Below are 17626 nucleotides of genomic sequence, written 5' to 3' on the forward strand. Positions count from 1 at the left end.
CTGGCCCGGCCCGTGCGGCGTTCGCACGGCCTGCGCACACCGCGGACGGCGGTACCGCGACCGAGCGCGGGAGCCGGCGGGGAGCGGCCGGTGCGCCTGGGAGTCGGAGGCGCGGGGCCGGTTTGACCCTCCGAGCGGCGGCCCGTAACCTTGACCCTCGGCGTGTTTCCTTACACGTCCACTCCTGAGCACCTCCCTCCCGGCCCGCCGGGAGAGGCCGCTCGTCCATTCCGGACCGTCATGGGCCCCAGGCCCGTGCGAGCGGCTGGCATCAGGAGTTTCGTTCGAGCGAGAGAGAGATCCGCGTGTACGCCATCGTGCGCAGCGGTGGTCGCCAGCACAAGGTTGCTGTCGGCGACATCGTTGAGGTTGACAAGATTTCCACCGCCAATGTTGGCGACACGGTCGAGCTCTCGACCCTGCTCGTTGTCGACGGCGACGCCGTGACCAGCGACCCGTGGGTGCTGGCCGGTATCAAGGTCACGGCCGAGGTCGTGGACCACCACAAGGGCGCGAAGATCGACATCCTTCGCTACAAGAACAAGACCGGCTACCGCCGCCGCCAGGGTCACCGTCAGCAGTACACGGCGATCAAGGTCACCGGCATCCCCACGGCTGCGAAGTAAGGGACTGAGGAGAGATGGCACACAAGAAGGGCGCATCGTCCACCCGGAACGGTCGCGACTCCAATGCCCAGCGGCTCGGCGTGAAGCGCTTCGGCGGTCAGGTCGTGCTCGCCGGTGAGATCCTGGTCCGCCAGCGCGGCACCCACTTCCACCCCGGCGCCGGTGTCGGCCGTGGCGGCGACGACACGCTGTTCGCGCTGCAGCCGGGCGCGGTGGAGTTCGGTACCCACCGTGGCCGCAAGGTCGTGAACATCGTTCCGGTCGCCTGACCGGAATCCTTCACGAGGGGCGGACCTCACTTCCCGTACGGGAAGCGGGTCCGCCTTTCGTGTGTTGAGAGACAGACATTTACGTACGTACGTCACACGTCATCACTGGAGGCACATCCATGACCACCTTCGTGGACCGCGTCGAGCTGCACGTCGCCGCGGGTAACGGAGGCCACGGCTGCGCCTCCGTACACCGGGAGAAGTTCAAGCCGCTCGGCGGACCGGACGGCGGCAACGGTGGCCGTGGCGGGGACGTGATCCTGGTCGTCGACCAGTCCGTCACCACGCTGCTCGACTACCACCACAGTCCGCACCGCAAGGCCACCAACGGCAAGCCCGGTGAGGGCGGCAACCGCTCCGGCAAGGACGGCCAGGACCTGGTCCTGCCGGTCCCCGACGGCACCGTCGTCCTCGACAAGGAGGGCAACGTCCTCGCCGACCTGGTGGGCCAGGGCACGACCTTCGTCGCCGCCGAGGGCGGCCGGGGCGGCCTCGGCAACGCGGCGCTCGCGTCCGCGCGCCGCAAGGCCCCCGGTTTCGCGCTGCTGGGTGTCCCCGGCCAGACCGGGGACATCGTGCTGGAGCTCAAGACGGTCGCCGACGTGGCGCTCGTGGGCTTCCCGAGCGCCGGCAAGTCGTCGCTGATCTCCGTGCTCAGCGCCGCCAAGCCGAAGATCGCGGACTACCCCTTCACCACCCTCGTGCCGAACCTGGGCGTCGTCACCGCGGGCTCGACCGTGTACACCATCGCGGACGTCCCCGGACTGATCCCGGGAGCCAGCCAGGGTCGCGGCCTGGGCCTGGAGTTCCTGCGCCACGTCGAGCGCTGCTCGGTGCTGGTGCACGTCCTGGACACGGCGACGCTGGAGTCCGACCGTGACCCGGTCTCCGACCTCGACGTCATCGAGGAGGAGCTGCGGCAGTACGGCGGCCTCGACGACCGGCCGCGGATCGTCGTCCTCAACAAGGTCGACATCCCGGACGGCCAGGACCTCGCCGACATGATCCGCCCCGACCTCGAGGCGCGCGGCTACCGGGTGTTCGAAGTGTCGGCGGTGGCGCACAAGGGCCTCAAGGAGCTGTCCTTCGCGCTGGCCGAGATCATCGCGGAGGCTCGGGCCGCCAAGCCCGTGGAGGAGGCGACCCGGATCGTGATCCGCCCGAAGGCGGTCGACGACGCGGGCTTCACCGTCCGGCAGGAGGAGGACGGTCTCTTCCGAGTGCGCGGCGAGAAGCCGGAGCGCTGGGTGCGCCAGACCGACTTCAACAACGACGAGGCCGTCGGCTACCTGGCAGACCGCCTCAACCGCCTCGGTGTCGAGGACCAGTTGATGAAGGCGGGTGCTCGCGCCGGTGACGGCGTGGCCATCGGCCCCGAGGACAACGCGGTCGTCTTCGACTGGGAGCCGACGATGATGGCGGGCGCGGAGATGCTCGGCCGCCGTGGCGAGGACCACCGCCTCGAGGCGCCGCGTCCGGCCGCGCAGCGGCGGCGGGACCGCGACGCCGAGCGGGACGAGGCGCAGAAGGAGTTCGAGGGCTTCGACCCCTTCTGAGCCTCCGGTTCTGATCCTCCAGACGCAGGGTGAGCGGCCGCGGCGGCCGGCACCCCCGAGGTGCCGGGCGACCGGGCCGCACTTGGATCGGCGGCCGGGCCCGTACCTACGGGCCCGGCCGCCGAGTGCGGGGCACCGGCTCCGGCACGGCGCATGAACTCCGCCCGCGCCGGTCGTTCTCCGGCCCGGGCGGGCCGTCCGTACGGGCCGTGTGCCACGGTCCGGCCACAGTGGCGGGATACCGTGCCCGGCGGCCCGGAGGGTAGGGAACACCGGTCATACTGAAGGTGTTCACGTTCCCTTCCGATCACGTTCAAGGAGTCGCCCGCAGTGCGAAATCCCGAGGCACCCCGGCTGCTTGGGGTCTACCGCCGAGCCGTACCGGAGAGTGTGCGGCGGGCGATCGTCTCGCAGGTCGATGCCGATGTGCGTCGCCGTCTGAAGACGCGTATAGCCAATGGCACCGCCGTCGCGGAGCGTATCCGTGCCGGCCGCGTGGCCCGGCGTTACGAGGCCCTCGCCTCAGGACCCGACCGCGCCGTGATCTCCGTCGGCCAGGAACTGAAGGTGGCGTTGGTGGCGGTGGGGACGACCCCGCTGCAGGCCCGCCGGGACAATCTCTCCGCCGTGCTGCGGGTGCTGGCCGGGGCCGGCATCGAGCACTTCTGTGTACGGGGCCGTTCGGACCGCGCGTCCGCGGTGGCCGTCCGCGTCGAGGACCGCGCAGAGGTGCTGAAGGCGCTCGCCGCCGCCTGCCGTGACGAGCCCGGCTACGCCGCCGAGGTCCGGGGCAACGGCCCGGCTCCCCGGAGCTCGCTGCCCGGCTACGAGGCCTCCACGTGGCGTCGGTTGCGTGACGCGGAGATCATCCGCGTCACCTGGTACCGCACCGACCCCACCCGCCAGTTGAAGCTCGGTGCCGAGTACGGCTGCGACATCGAGTTCTGGCACGAGGAGGAGGGTCTGCTGACGGCCCCGCGGCCCGGGAAGCTCGCTGCGGCCCTGCCGCTCGAAGGCGGGACCGTCACCGTGTCGGAGGCGTACTTCACCGACCTCGCGCCCCGTGAGGCCGCCGACGCTCCGCAGGTGCCCACACGGGCCGAACTGGCCGTCGTCCCCACCGAGACGGTCACCTTCCCCATCGACGTCGTGTACACCTGGGTGGACGGCGCCGACCCCGCGTGGCTGCGGCGCCGGGCCGAGTTCTCCGGTGAGGGCTACCACGCGGAGGCGGCCAACGCCGCGCGTTACCTGAGCCGCGACGAACTGCGCTTCTCCCTGCGCTCGCTGCACATGTACGCGCCCTGGGTGCGCAACATCTACCTCGTGACGGACGACCAGACCCCGGACTGGCTGAACACCGAGGTGCCGGGCCTGAAGGTGGTCAGTCACAAGGAGATCTTCCGCTCCCCGAACCTGCTGCCCACGTTCAACTCGCACGCCATCGAGAGCCAGCTGCACCACATCGAGGGGCTGGCCGAGCACTTCCTCTACTTCAACGACGACGTGATGCTCGGCAGCGAGGTGACGCCGCAGGACTTCTTCCTTTCCAACGGCCTCACCAAGTTCTTCCCGTCCCCGGCGCTGGTGCCGCTCGGTGAGCGGACCGCCGAAGACCCGCCGGTCGCGGCAGCGGGCAAGAACAACCGCCGGCTGATCGAGGAACGCTACGGCGCGGTGCTCGTCCAGAAGATGAAGCACATGCCGCACGCGCTGCGCCGCAGCGTGCTCACCGAGATCGAGTCCGAGTTCGAGGCCCAGTACCGCCGCACGGAGGCGAGCAGGTTCCGCAGCATCGACGACATCTCCATCGCGTCGTCGCTGCACCACTACTACGCCTTCCACACGCAGCGGGCGGTGCCGTCGAAGCTGCCGTACAGCTACCTGGACCTGACGCACCCGTGGACGGAGGCCCGGCTGGGGCGGCTGCTCGCCAACCGCGACAAGACGGTGTTCTGCGTCAACGACACGGTCTCGACGGAGCAGGACGTGACGGGCCAGAAGGACCTGATCACGCCGTTCCTCGAGGCGTACTTCCCGGTGCGGAGCCCGTTCGAGAAGTAGCGGGGAACGCGCCGACAGCATGAAGGAGGGGCTCCTCGTCCGTACGGACGAGGAGCCCCTCCTTCATGCGCTGTTCGCCTCAGCTCCGCTCGAACCGCGAAGGGACCGGGAAGTAGGCGTTGAGGAAGGCGCGCAGCACACGGTCCTGCTCGTCGACGGGCACCTCGGCGTCCGCGGACTCCCCGATGCAGAAGACGTCGTGGCTCCGGGCGGCCAGCAGCCTGCTGAGCACCGAGTGGTGCTCGTAGTTGCCGACGTTGATGTAGCTGCAGGAGATGGCGGACGGCACGGAGCGGCCCGTGAGGTAGCCGTAGTGGTGGTGCAGCGACGAGGTGATCGACAGGTCGGTGTTGGCACGGAACGGATTACGGGCCGTCGCCGAGACCTCCTCGGGGAACCGCTCGGCGATCTCCGAGAGCACACTGCGGCGCAGCGGGTGGGGGGCGTGCAGGAAGCCGTGGGTGGCGACCCGGCCGAACGCCTCCTCCAGCAGGGCCCGGTTGTTCTTCGCGGCGGCGAAGTAGCCCTCGTCGTCCGGCGACGGCTCGCTCGGCGGGACGGGGGTCGGCGAACGGAACAGCTTCGCGACACCGTTGCTGAGGAAGAACGAACCGGCCGAGAGCGGACGGCCGATGAACACGTCGTCGTTGAAGTAGAGGAAGTGCTCGGCCAGTCCGTCGATACGGTGCAGCTGGCTCTCGATGGCGTGCGAGTTGAACGTGGGCAGCCACGACTGGTCCGGGAACATGTCGCGGTGGCTGACCACCTCGATGCCGGGCTGATCGGTGTCCAGCCAGTTGGGGGTCTGGTCGTCGGTCACGAGGTAGATGTTGCGCACCCACGGCGCGAACATCGCCAGTGACCGCAAGGAGTACCGCAGTTCGTCCCGGTTACGGAAGCGGACGTCACCGCTGTCGGCGTCGTCGACCGGCATGTCCAGGCGGCGGCGGACGTTGTCGCGCCGCTCCCGCCACGCCGGGTCGGTGTCGTCGACCCACGTGTAGACGACGTCGACGGGGAAGTCCACGTCCCACATCAGCTGCTTGGTGAACTGGGTCAGCGTCGGATAGTCGTGTTCGCCGACCTGGAGCTTGGCCGTGGGCTCCAGCGAGGGCAGACGGCGTCCGAGGAGCGTGTTGGAACGCGGGCTGTTCCGCCAGCCGTCGTCGTCCTCGTCCCAGAACTCGACGGTGCATCCGTACGCGGGGCCGTAGCGCAGTGTCCGGCTCTCGCTCGTCACCGGCTTGAAGACCCGTACACCGGCGATCTCACCGACGTCTTCGAGCCGCTCGGCCAGCACGGCGCCGGGTGCGGCACCCCGCGGAGTGATCAGCTCGCCGTAGACGGGCTTGCCCTGCAACTGGGTCGCCAGCGCCTGGAGGGCGCGGGCGCGCTGCTCGACGGGCACGGCCAGGAGGTGTGCGAGGCCGTCGTTGCGGACGAGGACGAAGGGGACACCCGAGTCCTCGAGAGCCTTGGCCGTTATCTCCAGGTTGAGGTTGGCCATCGTCGGCCCGTCGATGTCGTCCCGCTCTTCGGCGAGACGGCCGGCGGAGCGGATGAGCGACCGGTTCTGTGCCTGGATCAGTACCTCGCGCGCCTTCTGCTCGTCCGCGGAGTTCGCGAGCAAGGAGACGGGGGCCGCGACGCTGAAGCTCTTGGTACCGCCCTGGGCGATGCGCATGGCGGTGCGGTCGGCACGGTCGGCGAGGCGCTTCGGAGAGTCACGCCGGGCGACGAGGCGCTCGAAGAGCTCCTCCCACTGCGACGTGATCTTCTCGCCGGAGAAGCGCTCGTTGACCCCGGTCCTGGCCGCCTTGCCGAAGGCGTGCCGAGTGGCGTCGTCCTCCATCAGGCGGGACATCGCCGCGGCCAGTGAGTCGATGTCACCGGGCGGCACCAGCAGTCCGTCGACGTCGTGGCGGATGATCTCGGCGGGACCGGTCACGATGTCGTAGGCGATCACCGGAACACCCGCGGCGAACACCTCCAGCAGCACCAGGGGGAAGGCCTCGTTGCGCGACGGCAGCAGGCACAGCGAAGCCTTCGCCCACTCCTGCTCCATCTGGTCGGAGCGGCCCATGAGTTCGACCTGCGAGTGCATGCCGAGGCCCTCTACGAGGCGACGCAGCCGCACCTGCTGAGGACCGTCGCCGAAGATGCGCAGCGTCCAGTCGGGGAAGTCCCCGGAGACCCGGTGGAAGGCATGGATGGCATGGTCCAGCTGCTTCTCGGGAGTCATCCGGGCAGCCAGAACGATGGTTTTGCTCTCCAGGTCGGACCGCGGGCGGAAGCCGTCGGGGACCGCGTTCGGGATGGCGACCAGCTCGGGCGCGGCGCCCTGGAGCGAGTCGGCGAACCAGTCGTTCGTGCGCTCGGTGAGCGAGACGAGGGCGTCGATGCGGGGCGCGTAGACGAGGAGGGGCTCGCCGGAGACGCCGCGGAGCTGGGAGGCGCGGTGCTCCTGGTGCACGGTGACGACCCGCGCCGGAGCGAGGTCGGCGACGGCGGCCATGAGCGCCGGCGTGGTCGTGACGAGGACATCGGTGTCCAGGGAGCCGAGTGCCCTCGTCATCTCCACGTCGGAGAGGCGGTTGAAGGTGCTCTCCCACGCCGGCTTGATGATCTCGCTGGGCAGGGAGGCCAGCGTGCGGCAGGCCTCCGCGTCGAGCGCGGAGTCGCGTACGGGCCGCTCGTGCCCGTCCGTCCGGTCCACCAGGTAACGGCGCTCGACCTTCCGGGCGGCTGCGAAGAACGGTTCCTGCCGGGTCTTGAAGACGCTGAGGACTTCTACCTCATGGCGTGGCGCGAGATGGATCGCCTGGGTGTAGGCGGCCATCTCGGTGCCGCCCATCTCATCGCCCCAGGTGAGCAGAAACGTGATCTTCATGCGACTTCCTCTGTGCTGCGGGGCGCGGGTACGAGTTCGGCGCAGCTGACGGAAAGCGCGCCGGCCGCCGTGAGATGAGCGTGCACCCGCAGGAGAGAGCCGTTGTCGAGGGCGACGATACGGAAGGGGGTGCGGTAAACCTGCCGGGGATGACGGACATCGGTCAGCCGGCGGGTGATCCTGAGCCGGCTCCTGCCGAGCCGCAGGTACAAGTCCCAGGTCCGTGCTGTCCCCCCGCCCATCCTGTCGAGGGGCACATCGAAGGTGAACCGGTCGCCCTGCCACTCCGGTCTGGTGGTGACAGCCTTCTGGTTGCCGCGGCGCACAACGGCCTCGACCGTCCCGGAGGCTTGCGAGGGAGCGCAGCCGATGAGCCTGCCGTGCACGGTGACCCGGTCCCAGCGCAGGTCGAACGAGGTGAGTTCGGCGTGGGGGCGGGGCGACCTGACCTTCAGCAGCGCGAAGCCGTCGACGGAACGGACGGGACGGAACCACGCACCGCTCGTCGGCGAGGGCGAGTACGGCAGGGTCGGACCGTCCGACAGCACCGGCGGCGCGGGGGCGGTGACCCTGGTGCGATGCGTCTGCCCGTCGGCGGTGGTGATCAGGACCGCGAGTCTCCAGATACCGGTGCCCAGGGCGGGTCCGCGGTTCGTGGGCTCCTGCGCGTCGCGATGGCGCAGCGGCACCGTCGCGGTGAGCAGCAGTGTGCCGTCGGCCTGCGGCTCGAGCTCCAGGGGTACCTGTTCGCGGGCAGTCCCGTGAGAGAGCAGCAGAGCGGCGGAAGCGACCTGCCGCCCCGGGACGGCGACGGCGAAGTTCAGGGTCCGGCCGTTGGAGACCGAGTAGTGGACGGGCCGGAGCTGCGCGCGTGGGCGGATCCCGCCGCTGATCGTCGGGACCGTGTGCAGCTGCTCCACGCGACGGCGTATTCGGACGGCGGCCCGGCGAGCACGTTTGGCAGCGCCCACCGCATAGGGCAGCAGTGAGTCACTCACGGCGATCCCGGCTTCCACTCAGAGCTGATGGTCAGCGTCGCATGGTGCCAAGAATGAGCACCATCGGCAAGTTGACTCATAATTTGACCCTTATGTGATGACGATCACGTGATCGCGTGAAACCTGCCTATCTCTTACTCCTCTTCATCTGTGGCGATCTTGCTTGACCGCCACAGAGGTGGAGAAGGAGCCATGGGCAGGACCGAATCGCATTATCCCGCGCCGTCACGGCGTGCCGTACTGGCGTGTCTGGCGGGTGCTTCGGCAGCGCCCCTGGTGGGCGGCTGCACCGCCGCGGCAACCCGCTCGCCGGATTCAGACGCACCGGCGGGTGCGGGCGGTTCCGGCACGCCGGCCGAGCGACCGGGCAGGGAACAGCGGATCGGGTTCGCCCGGCCAGGACGTGCGCGTGTGATGCAGTTCGTGGCGCATCCGGACGACGACCTGTTCTTCATGAACCCCGACACCGCGGACACACTGTCGAGCGGAGTGCCGGTGACGACCGTGTATCTGACGGACGGGGGCTCCTTCGGCGTGAACGCGGTCCCGGGCCGGCCGAAGCCACGGCCGGACGTTCCGGCGTACGTCTCGTCACGTCAGCAGGGTCTGCGGCAGGCATACGCGCAGATGCTCGGGGCGCCGCTGTTCAGTACCTGGGAGCGCACCACCCTGCGGCTCCCGGGTGGCCGGGAGGTCGAGCTCGATCGGCTCGAACATCAGGGAAGGTCCGCGGAGCTGATTTTCCTCAACCTCCGGATGCATGCGAAGTACGACGGCAGGCCCGTCAACATGGCGCACCTCTGGGCCACTCCCGATGTCAGTCTCCCGGCGCGTCCCACGCCCGGCTCCCCCGTCCGCGCGCACTACTCCTACCGCCGGGCGGACCTGATCGACGCCCTTGTCTCTTTGCTCCGGCGCTACCGGCCCACGCTGATACGCACGCTCGACCCCGACCCGGACTCCCAGGTGCACGACCGGCTGCATCCGCGCGCCAGCGATCAGCGGGGCTACTCGGACCACCCCGACCACACTGCTGCCGCGCTCTTCACCTGGGCCGCGCTGGCCAGATGGGCCGGTGACAGCACCAGGATCCCGCTGTTCCAGACAGAGGCGTACCGGGGCTACTACAACGAGCGCTGGCCGAAGAACCTGCCTCCGGAGACGGTCGCCCTCAAGACGTGGCACCTCAACGCCTACGGCGGTGACGCTTCCTGGGAGTGCGGCAACCCGTCCGGTTGCGGTGACTACTCGATCGGCGGGGACCGCGTTCTGACGTCGAAGCGGGGATGGGTGCGCAGTACCCACCGCCGCTATCCCACCGCCGGCCCGAAGGCCGTCACCGGCACCGACGGCCGGACAGTGGTGTACGGCGTCCTGGGGACCCGCCTCGCTCGGTGGACCGCTACGACCGCCGGAGGGCCGGCCGCCCCGGAGGACCTCGGGGGCGGCCCCCTCGCCCCCGCGATAGCCGTCGCCACCGCTGCGGACGGCCGCCATCTGATCTTCGCCCTGCGCTTCTCCGGCCTGGCCGGGAGCACGTCGGGCAACACACGCGAGATCGTCATGCTTCGGCAACGAACGCCGGGAGGTGACTTCGAGACCGGCTGGCGCAGCCTCGGCAATCCTGAGACGGCGCCGCGGCGCAGCAGGCTCACCGGCCCGCCGACGGCGGTGACAGGACCCGACGGCCGCGTCCATGTCTTCGTACGGAACGGGAAGAAGGGCGTGAGCACCCGTGTGCTCGACGGGAACGGCAACTGGTCGGGCTGGCGGCGGCTGCCCGGCGGACACATACAGGAAGGGCTCACGGCCACGGTGGACGGCGACGGGCTCATCCATCTCTTCGCCTCCTCTTCCGGCTGGGTCGAGCACTGGGCGCAGCGCAAGCCGTCCGCCGGACTGCGCAAGGGGTCGCGAAGATTCGTGGCCGAACCGGGGGACGTCCCTGACGCGGTCACCGCCTCGGACGGCTCGGTGCTGGTCGGCTATCGGCAGGCGGCGGGCGACCGAGTCACGGTCGAGCGCCTCGGCTCCGGCAAAGCGGGCCGCTGGGCGACCGTGACGACGGTGCCCCTGCCAGGTTACGGGCGGGTCGGTCTCGTCGGTGGCCGCGATGCCCGCGCGGAGGAGTTGCTCATGGCCGTCAGGGCCGGAACAGGCGCGGCGCAGGTGTACGACGGTCGAGGCGGCAGAGTTGTCACGACGGGAGCTCCGGCCGTGATGGTGGGGACCTCCGGGACTCTGGGTGGCCCTGGCAGCGGCCGGGCTGCTGTCGTGACACTCGGGCTCGGGGGTGTGCCTGTGATCACACAGCTGGGGTCCGAGCCGGAGAGTGCCTGAGGCGGGGAAGAGGACCGTGCCCGCCGGTCTCCTAGAATGACCGGATGACGTGGATGATCACAGGCGGTGCGGGCTACATCGGTTCTCATGTGGTGAAGGCCCTCACCGAATGCGGGGAGCGCGTGGTCGTTCTCGACGACCTCAGCACCGGCGATCCGGCGAGGCTCCCGGCCGGTGTACCGCTGGAGCGCGGTTCCGTGCTGGACCGGGAACTGGTGGACCGCGTACTGCGGGACCACGCGGTCCAGGGCGTCGTCCATGTGGCGGCGAAGAAGCAGGTCGGCGAGTCCGTCGAGCGCCCGCTGCACTACTACAAGGAGAACGTCACCGGCCTCCAGACGCTCCTGGAGGCCGCGGCGGAGGCCGGGGTCCGCCGGTTCCTGTTCTCCTCGTCCGCCGCCGTCTACGGGATGCCCGACGTCGACCTGGTGACGGAGCAGACGGAATGCGCTCCGATGAGTCCCTACGGTGAGACCAAGCTCGCCGGCGAGTGGCTGGTGCGCGGGGCCGGCCGGGCGCACGGCATGGCCACCGCCTCGCTCCGCTACTTCAACGTGGCCGGTGCCGCTTCCCCCGAGCTCGGTGACCCCGGCATCTTCAACCTCGTACCCATGGTCTTCGAGCGACTTGACCAGGGCCGGTCGCCGCTGATTTTCGGGGACGACTACCCGACTCCGGACGGCACCTGCGTACGGGACTACATCCACGTCGAAGACATCGCCTCCGCGCATGTGGCGGCCGCACGCCGGCTGGTCGAGGACCCCTCCGCGGAACTGGTTCTGAACATCGGACGGGGCGAGGGCGTGTCCGTCGCCGAGATGGTGGACCTCATCCGCGAGGTCAGCGGCCGCACGGACACGGAGGCCGAGATCGCGGCCCGTCGTCCCGGAGATCCGGCCCGGGTGGTGGCCTCGGCCGAGCTGATCCGCAAGGAGCTGGGCTGGAGCGCCCGGTACGACGTCCGGCAGATGGTCGAGTCTGCGTGGCAGGGCTGGCGCCTGCGGCACCCCCAGGAGCGCTGAACCCCGAAAGAACCTCCCGCACCCCGCCGAGATCCCTCGGGCCCGGGCCGACGACCGCCTCGCGCGACCGTCGGCCCGGGCTTTTTCGTGCCATGGAGACGGGCTGCGCTGTCTGCCCGGCCTGCCCAGGAGGTGATGGGGCATCACCGCCGCCGGGGAGAAGGGACGGACGAGATCCATTTCCGTGGCAAAAAGGTCGGCAAGGACGGATTTCGGTTCCGTTTTTCCTCTTCCGTACCGGCGGCGTCACAGGTGAGTGGAAACGATGTGCGGGACTTTTTCATTCGCTGTGCGCCCGCTGTGAAGCCGGTGAGGATCGGCCGGCTGCTCGATGATCCGGTGATGAGGCAGCGGATTTTCGTATACCCGCACCCAGTGTCGGGGAAGCGCAGGCATACGGGCCTGTCGCGTGCGGTGGCACGGCGTGTGCTGGGAGGGCAACGAAAGAAGATCCGCGTGCACGTTTATTACACGCTCTCGAACGACCTCGCGCTCAATGTGGCGGATATGTAAGTGCCGCTTCTCCCGCTCTGTGATACTTCACTCCGTCCGAACGTGTGGCGTCGGTCACCTGATCGAGAGGTACCGTTCGGGGTCGCATGCCCGCAACGCCAGGGTGAACAGCAGGTTTATTCGAATGTGCGCGAGGTGTCAGCCGTCTTGCGGGACGGTGAGTACGAATGTCAGCATCGGCCTTGTCCCCAGCCCCCGCAAGATTGGTCCCCTTGTCCGTGCACCACATGGCCAGATCCCGAACCACAGCTGTCCTGCTCGCCGGGGGTACCGGTCAGCGGGTGGGGCTCGCGATTCCCAAGCAGCTGGTGAAGATCGCGGGTAAGGCGGTCATAGAACACACGCTGGCGATTTTCGAACAGGCCGACTCCGTCGATGACGTCGTCGTGATGATGGCGCCCGGTTATGTCGCGGAAGTGGAGAAGATCGTCGCGAAGGCCGGGCTGGCCAAGGTCACCAAGGTCCTCGAAGGCGGCGCGACCCGCAGCGAGACCACCGAGCGCGCCATCGCCGCCCTCGGTGAGGGCCTCGCGGAGGGGGAGGACCTCAACGTCCTCTTCCACGACGCGGTCCGCCCGCTGCTCTCCGAGCGGGTCATCAGGGACTGTGTCGACGCACTGGACCGCTACCAGGCCGTCGATGTCGCCATCCCCTCCGCGGACACGATCATCGTGACCCGCACCCACGGCGAGGACGGCGAGTTCATCACCGACGTCCCGGACCGCTCCCGGCTGCGCCGCGGGCAGACCCCGCAGGCGTTCAAGCTGTCGACGATCCGCAAGGCGTACGAGATCGCGGCGTCCGACCCCAACTTCCAGGCGACCGACGACTGTTCGGTCGTGCTGAGGTATCTGCCGGACGTGCCCATCTACGTCGTCGCGGGCGACGAGTACAACATGAAGGTCACTCAGCCGGTCGACGTGTTCATCGCCGACAAGCTCTTCCAGCTCGCCTCGACCGCCCTCCCGGCCCCGGCCGACGAGCGGGCCTACCGCGAGCAGCTCACCGGCAGGACGGTCGTCGTCTTCGGCGGCTCGTACGGCATCGGCGCCGACATCGCCAAGCTCGCCGAGTCCTACGGCGCCAAGGTGTACGCGCTGGGCCGCTCCACCACCGGCACGCACGTCGAGAACCCCGAGGACGTCGACGCAGCCCTCTCCAAGGCGTACGCCGAGAGCGGCCGCATCGACTACGTGATCAACACCGCGGGCGTGCTGCGCATCGGCAAGCTGGCGGAGACGGACAACGCGGCCATCCAGGAAGCGCTGAACGTCAACTACCTGGCGCCCGTCCACATCGCCCGTGCCTCGCACAAGTATCTCGCGAGGACCCGGGGCCAGTTGCTCCTCTACACCTCCAGCAGCTACACCCGAGGCCGGGCCGAGTACAGCCTGTACTCGTCCACCAAGGCCGCCATGGTCAACCTCACCCAGGCCCTGTCGGACGAGTGGGCCGCCGACGGAATCCGGGTGAACTGCGTGAACCCCGAGCGCACCGCCACTCCGATGCGGACCAAGGCGTTCGGTGTCGAGCCCGCCGGTTCGCTGCTGTCCTCGGAGGCCGTCGCCCGTACCTCGCTCGACGTGCTGCTGTCCGAGATGACCGGCCACGTCATCGACGTCCGGCAGCAGGACCCGACCCGTGGCGCCTCGGAGGCGACCGGGTTCGAGCAGGCCCTGGCGTCCGTCCTCGACCGCCACGAGGACGAGGAACACAGCTGATTGCTCGTGCGCTGGGGCCTCTGCGGTCGCCGCAGGGGCCCTAGTCTGTCGAGCGGGGCTCAACGTCCTTCGCAGAAAACCGTCGGCACCCCCTTGGAGCAGGTTTTTCCGTGATTTCGAAAGCCATTCGCATGGCACGCGTGGGCAGCGGATCGGAGCTGGCAGCCGCGCTCCTGCTGATGCTGGGATTCCCGTGCGTCATGCTCGCGGCGATAATCCCCAGCCTCTGGTTCTTCGCAGTGGCCGTCGCCGTGACGTACGCGGCGGACCAGTTCCTCCACCAGCGGTCGAGTTATCTGATCAACCGGCTCGCCAAGGTGCGGGCCGGTCTGTCGATCCGCTTCCTGGTGCGCCAGCTGCTGCTCGTGCTGCTGCTGGCCCGGATGGGGTTCGCGGAGGAGCCCGTCTTCTACGTGACGGTCGCCTGCCTCCTCGGCTTCTACGGTCTCCAGGCGCCGCACGGCGCGATGGTCACGCTGATCCGGCTGCGCCGCAAACTGCCCGTGGTCACGCGGAACGTGGATCTGAGCCGGGTGCGCATCCCCGACGCGCCGCCGCGCCCGCTGCTGGACCGATCGGCGGAGAAGATGCTCCACCTCGACGTCTTCTCCTTCATCGGTGTACTGATCGCCGTCGGGATCGACCGCACCGTCTTCGCGTACGCCGGACTCGGGCTCACGCTCCTCCTCGCGGTCGTCTACCTGGCGCTGCTCGTCCCGCACCTGCGGCCGGGCCGTCTCGTGCCGCCGCCGGACAAGGTGCTGGCCGGCGTGGACGCCTGGCTGCGTGAGTACAAGCCGACGGTGATGCTCTACTTCTCCGGCTCGAGGGAGTCGGCGTACCAGGTCAACATGTGGCTCGACACCATGGCCAAGATCGACGGCCGGCCGCTGATCGTCCTGCGTGAGCGCAACATCGTGCCGCAGCTCGGTGCCACGTCCGTCCCGGTGATCTGTGTGCCCGGCGGGGTGCACCTGATGAACCTGGACCTGTCGACGGTCCGGGTCGCGCTGTACGCCGCCAACGTCGGCAAGAACATCCACATGCTGCGCGTACCGACCATGAAGCATGTCTTCATCGGTCACGGCGACAGTGACAAGCTCGCCAGCGTCAACCCGTACAGCAAGGTCTACGACGAGGTGTGGACCGCCGGCCGGGCCGGCCGCGACCGGTACGCCCTCGCCGACGTCGGTGTGCGCAGCGAGGACATCGTCGAGGTGGGCCGCCCCCAGCTCGCTCCCATCCGGTCCTGGACGGGCGGGCCGCAGAAGCCGATCCCGACGGTCCTGTACGCCCCCACCTGGGAGGGCTGGGACGACAACCCCGGCAACACCTCCCTGCTGCTGGCCGGCGAGAACATCGTGGAGCGGCTGCTGAACGCGGAGCAGCCCATCCGGGTCGTCTACAAGCCGCACCCGTTCACCGGCACCCGCAGCGCGCAGGCCAAGGCCGTCGACGCGCGGATCAGGGCGCTGGTCGAGGCGGCCGCCGCAGCCCGGGCGGTCGACCCCCGGTGGATGGCGGAGGCGGAGGCCGACGCCGCGGACCATGCTGCCGCGCGCCTCGTGCTGCAGCGTGTCGAAGCACGTATGGCGGAACTGTCGGGCGTCTCCAAGGCCGGCGGGGACGAGGCGGAGGAGGCCCGCGACTCGGTGGCGGACCCGGCGCGCGAGGCCGAGATCATGAAGCTCAAGGACGAGTGGAACGCCGCGTACTGGCGGTCCTTCGGCTGGTGGGAGCACCGGGTCATCACCGGTCCCGAGCCGCGCCTGTACGACTGCTTCAACGAGTCGGACGGCATGGTCTCCGACATCTCGAGCGTGGTCTCGGACTACATCGCGAGCGGCAAGCCGTACGCCGTCACCGACTCCGCGGGCCTGGGAGAGGCGGAGTTCCGGCGGCAGAACACCGCGGTGCGCGCCGCTGTGATCCTCTCCAACAGCGCCGCGGAGCTCGACGAGTTGCTCGCGGCCGTCTCCGACGGCGCGGCGGACACCCGTGCCGAGGCCCGGCGGGAGCTCAAGGAGTATCTGCTCGGCCCCGACGAGCCGACGTCCCTCCAGCAGTTCGACGCGGCGGTACAGGCACTGGCCGCCAAGGCGGAGGCGCGCAATCTTGGGCTGCAACAGCGGCTCGCGGGACCCGAGCAGGCGCCGGGGCTCGACGACTCGACCGTGGGCGACACAACCGTGGGCGGCTGACACGACCCGTCCGCAGCGGCCCGGTGGCGTCCCCGAGGGATGCCACCGGGCCGCTGTCGTCTTCATGGCCGGCGGCGCGTACCGGGCATGATGTGCACATTTGACCGAAGGGTTGTCCAGCGCAACCTTTGCCTGGTTCGGGTTGTCTTTATGTCCATGAATGACAGTCTCGTGCCCGATGTCACGGTGGTCGTCGGCGCCTATGAAGCCATGCCGTACCTGGTCCGCTGCCTGGAGTCGGTGGAGTCGCAGACCATGGGCGTCGACCGCATCGAGATCGTCGCGGTCGACGACGGTTCGACGGACGGCACGGGCGAGTACCTGGAGGAGTTCGCCGCCCGCAGCAAGGTGCGCACCACGCTGGTCCGGCAGGCGAACTCCGGCGGGCCGAGCGGTCCGCGCAACGTCGGTCTCTCCCTCGCGCGGGGCCGCTATGTCTTCTTCCTCGACGCCGACGACTTCCTCGGCGACGAGGCACTGGAGCGGATGGTCGCCATGGCGGACCGCGCCGGGACGGACGTGGTGCTCGGCAGGATGGCCGGGCGGGGCCGCGGCGTTCCCCGCTCTATGTTCAACGAGACCGTCGAGCGTGCCGATGTGTACTCGTCACGGATCATCTACGCGCTCAGCGCGCAGAAGTTGTTCCGGCGCGAGATGCTGTGCCGGCTCGGCCTCACGTTCGACGAAAGTCTCCCGACGGGTGAGGACTCGTTGTTCACCATGGAGGCCTATCTCGCCGGCAACGGCGTCTCCGTGGTCGCCGACTACGACTGCTACTACCTGGTCGGCCGCGAGGACGGCAAACACGCCACCCGGCGCGGGACGTACGCCGACCGTTTCGAGGCGCTGACCGGTCTGACCCGGGTGATCGCCCGCCTGGAGCCACCGGGGCCGCGCCGCGATCTGCTGATGGTCAGGCCGTTCACCGTGGGCCTGCTCCAGCAGTTCGGACCCGGTTTCCTGCGGCAGCCGGAGTCGGAGCAGCGCGACAAGCTGCGGCTGGCGGCCGCCATGACCGGGTACTGGAACGAGGGCGTCGCGGGCCGCGTCAGGGTGGGGGAGCGGCTGGTGCTGGAATGCGTCGCACGGGGCCGGCTCGACCTGCTGAGGGACATGGTGGAGTTCACCGCCGCCAAGTCGGTCCCCGAGGTGCTCCGTGAGCCCCGTACGGGACGCCGGGGCCGCGTGTATCTCGCCTATCCGCACTTCCGGGACCCCGCGGCTGGCCTGCCCGACCAGTCGTACGCCGTCACTGTGCCCGACTGGGCCGGCAACTGTCGGGTCCTGCCGCCGGAGGCGCAGGCCCTCACCGTCCGGCGGGTGGTGCGCGGGGTACACAGACGGGTGCGACGTCTCATGCGCGGCACCTGGAATCGGAACACACCGTCTGTGCAGGGGAGCCGTGGGTAAAGTCGAAAGGGCTGAG

Annotated in this window: 12 protein-coding genes; 10 read left to right on the forward strand and 2 right to left on the reverse strand. The window is 69.3% G+C overall.

The features are described 5' to 3' along the window. Nucleotides 1-305: 305 nt before the first annotated feature. The 4 genes from rplU to ACIPJI_RS01960 all read left to right on the forward strand — a co-directional run bounded on the left by rplU (nucleotide 306) and on the right by ACIPJI_RS01960 (nucleotide 4515). A complete protein-coding gene (gene rplU / locus ACIPJI_RS01945) occupies nucleotides 306-626 on the forward strand; it encodes a 50S ribosomal protein L21 (RefSeq protein WP_005317674.1) in 321 nt (106 codons plus the stop codon). Between the two features lie 14 nt (nucleotides 627-640). Further along, a complete protein-coding gene (gene rpmA / locus ACIPJI_RS01950; protein WP_005317677.1) occupies nucleotides 641-895 on the forward strand; it encodes a 50S ribosomal protein L27 in 255 nt (84 codons plus the stop codon). Nucleotides 896-1014: 119 nt separating this feature from the next. Next, nucleotides 1015-2451, forward strand: a complete 1437-nt coding sequence (obgE, locus tag ACIPJI_RS01955; protein ID WP_307706409.1) for a GTPase ObgE — start codon at nucleotides 1015-1017, stop codon at nucleotides 2449-2451. Between the two features lie 330 nt (nucleotides 2452-2781). Continuing rightward, the gene (locus tag ACIPJI_RS01960) at nucleotides 2782-4515 is read left to right on the forward strand and encodes a stealth family protein (RefSeq protein WP_356620963.1); all 1734 of its coding nucleotides are present in this window, start codon (nucleotides 2782-2784) and stop codon (nucleotides 4513-4515) included. Between the two features lie 79 nt (nucleotides 4516-4594). Here the strand turns inward: ACIPJI_RS01960 and ACIPJI_RS01965 are convergent, their stop codons facing one another. Continuing rightward, complete coding sequence (locus ACIPJI_RS01965) at nucleotides 4595-7405, reverse strand: stealth conserved region 3 domain-containing protein (protein ID WP_402243915.1); 2811 nt, start codon at nucleotides 7403-7405, stop codon at nucleotides 4595-4597. Beyond that, nucleotides 7402-8325: a hypothetical protein gene (locus ACIPJI_RS01970; RefSeq protein ID WP_307706406.1), complete on the reverse strand. Its 924-nt coding sequence runs from the start codon at nucleotides 8323-8325 to the stop codon at nucleotides 7402-7404. The genes ACIPJI_RS01965 and ACIPJI_RS01970 overlap by 4 nt, the downstream gene beginning before the upstream one ends. Before the next feature lie 492 nt (nucleotides 8326-8817). On the opposite strand from ACIPJI_RS01970, the gene ACIPJI_RS01975 reads away from it, so the two are divergent. The 6 genes from ACIPJI_RS01975 to ACIPJI_RS02000 all read left to right on the forward strand — a co-directional run bounded on the left by ACIPJI_RS01975 (nucleotide 8818) and on the right by ACIPJI_RS02000 (nucleotide 17610). Next, entirely contained in the window at nucleotides 8818-10743 is a 1926-nt protein-coding gene (locus ACIPJI_RS01975; RefSeq protein ID WP_402244722.1) for a PIG-L family deacetylase, read from the forward strand. A 44-nt stretch (nucleotides 10744-10787) separates the two neighbouring features. Further along, entirely contained in the window at nucleotides 10788-11765 is a 978-nt protein-coding gene (gene galE, locus ACIPJI_RS01980; protein WP_307706405.1) for a UDP-glucose 4-epimerase GalE, read from the forward strand. Nucleotides 11766-11900: 135 nt separating this feature from the next. Further along, complete coding sequence (locus ACIPJI_RS01985; protein ID WP_402243917.1) at nucleotides 11901-12278, forward strand: hypothetical protein; 378 nt, start codon at nucleotides 11901-11903, stop codon at nucleotides 12276-12278. Between the two features lie 227 nt (nucleotides 12279-12505). Continuing rightward, nucleotides 12506-13999 carry an SDR family NAD(P)-dependent oxidoreductase gene (locus ACIPJI_RS01990; protein WP_373465283.1) on the forward strand — a complete coding sequence of 498 codons (1494 nt, stop codon included), beginning with the start codon at nucleotides 12506-12508 and terminating at the stop codon, nucleotides 13997-13999. 131 nt (nucleotides 14000-14130) lie between these two features. Then, a complete protein-coding gene (locus tag ACIPJI_RS01995; RefSeq protein WP_402243919.1) occupies nucleotides 14131-16200 on the forward strand; it encodes a hypothetical protein in 2070 nt (689 codons plus the stop codon). Between the two features lie 156 nt (nucleotides 16201-16356). Next, nucleotides 16357-17610, forward strand: coding sequence for a glycosyltransferase family 2 protein (locus ACIPJI_RS02000; RefSeq protein ID WP_402243921.1), 1254 nt, complete (start codon nucleotides 16357-16359; stop codon nucleotides 17608-17610). Nucleotides 17611-17626 lie beyond the last annotated feature (16 nt).

The organism is Streptomyces sp. NPDC086835, from assembly GCF_044745705.1.
GTDB lineage: Bacteria > Actinomycetota > Actinomycetes > Streptomycetales > Streptomycetaceae > Streptomyces.

Bases quoted from the DNA above. Each gene is read 5' to 3' on its own strand.
- ACIPJI_RS01965 (WP_402243915.1), bottom strand. From the start codon at position 7,405: ATGAAGATCACGTTTCTGCTCACCTGGGGCGATGAGATGGGCGGCACC.
- ACIPJI_RS01985 (WP_402243917.1), top strand. From the start codon at position 11,901: ATGGGGCATCACCGCCGCCGGGGAGAAGGGACGGACGAGATCCATTTC.
- obgE (WP_307706409.1), top strand. From the start codon at position 1,015: ATGACCACCTTCGTGGACCGCGTCGAGCTGCACGTCGCCGCGGGTAAC.
- ACIPJI_RS01990 (WP_373465283.1), top strand. From the start codon at position 12,506: ATGGCCAGATCCCGAACCACAGCTGTCCTGCTCGCCGGGGGTACCGGT.
- ACIPJI_RS02000 (WP_402243921.1), top strand. From the start codon at position 16,357: ATGAATGACAGTCTCGTGCCCGATGTCACGGTGGTCGTCGGCGCCTAT.
- ACIPJI_RS01995 (WP_402243919.1), top strand. From the start codon at position 14,131: ATGGCACGCGTGGGCAGCGGATCGGAGCTGGCAGCCGCGCTCCTGCTG.
- galE (WP_307706405.1), top strand. From the start codon at position 10,788: ATGACGTGGATGATCACAGGCGGTGCGGGCTACATCGGTTCTCATGTG.
- rpmA (WP_005317677.1), top strand. From the start codon at position 641: ATGGCACACAAGAAGGGCGCATCGTCCACCCGGAACGGTCGCGACTCC.
- ACIPJI_RS01975 (WP_402244722.1), top strand. From the start codon at position 8,818: ATGCAGTTCGTGGCGCATCCGGACGACGACCTGTTCTTCATGAACCCC.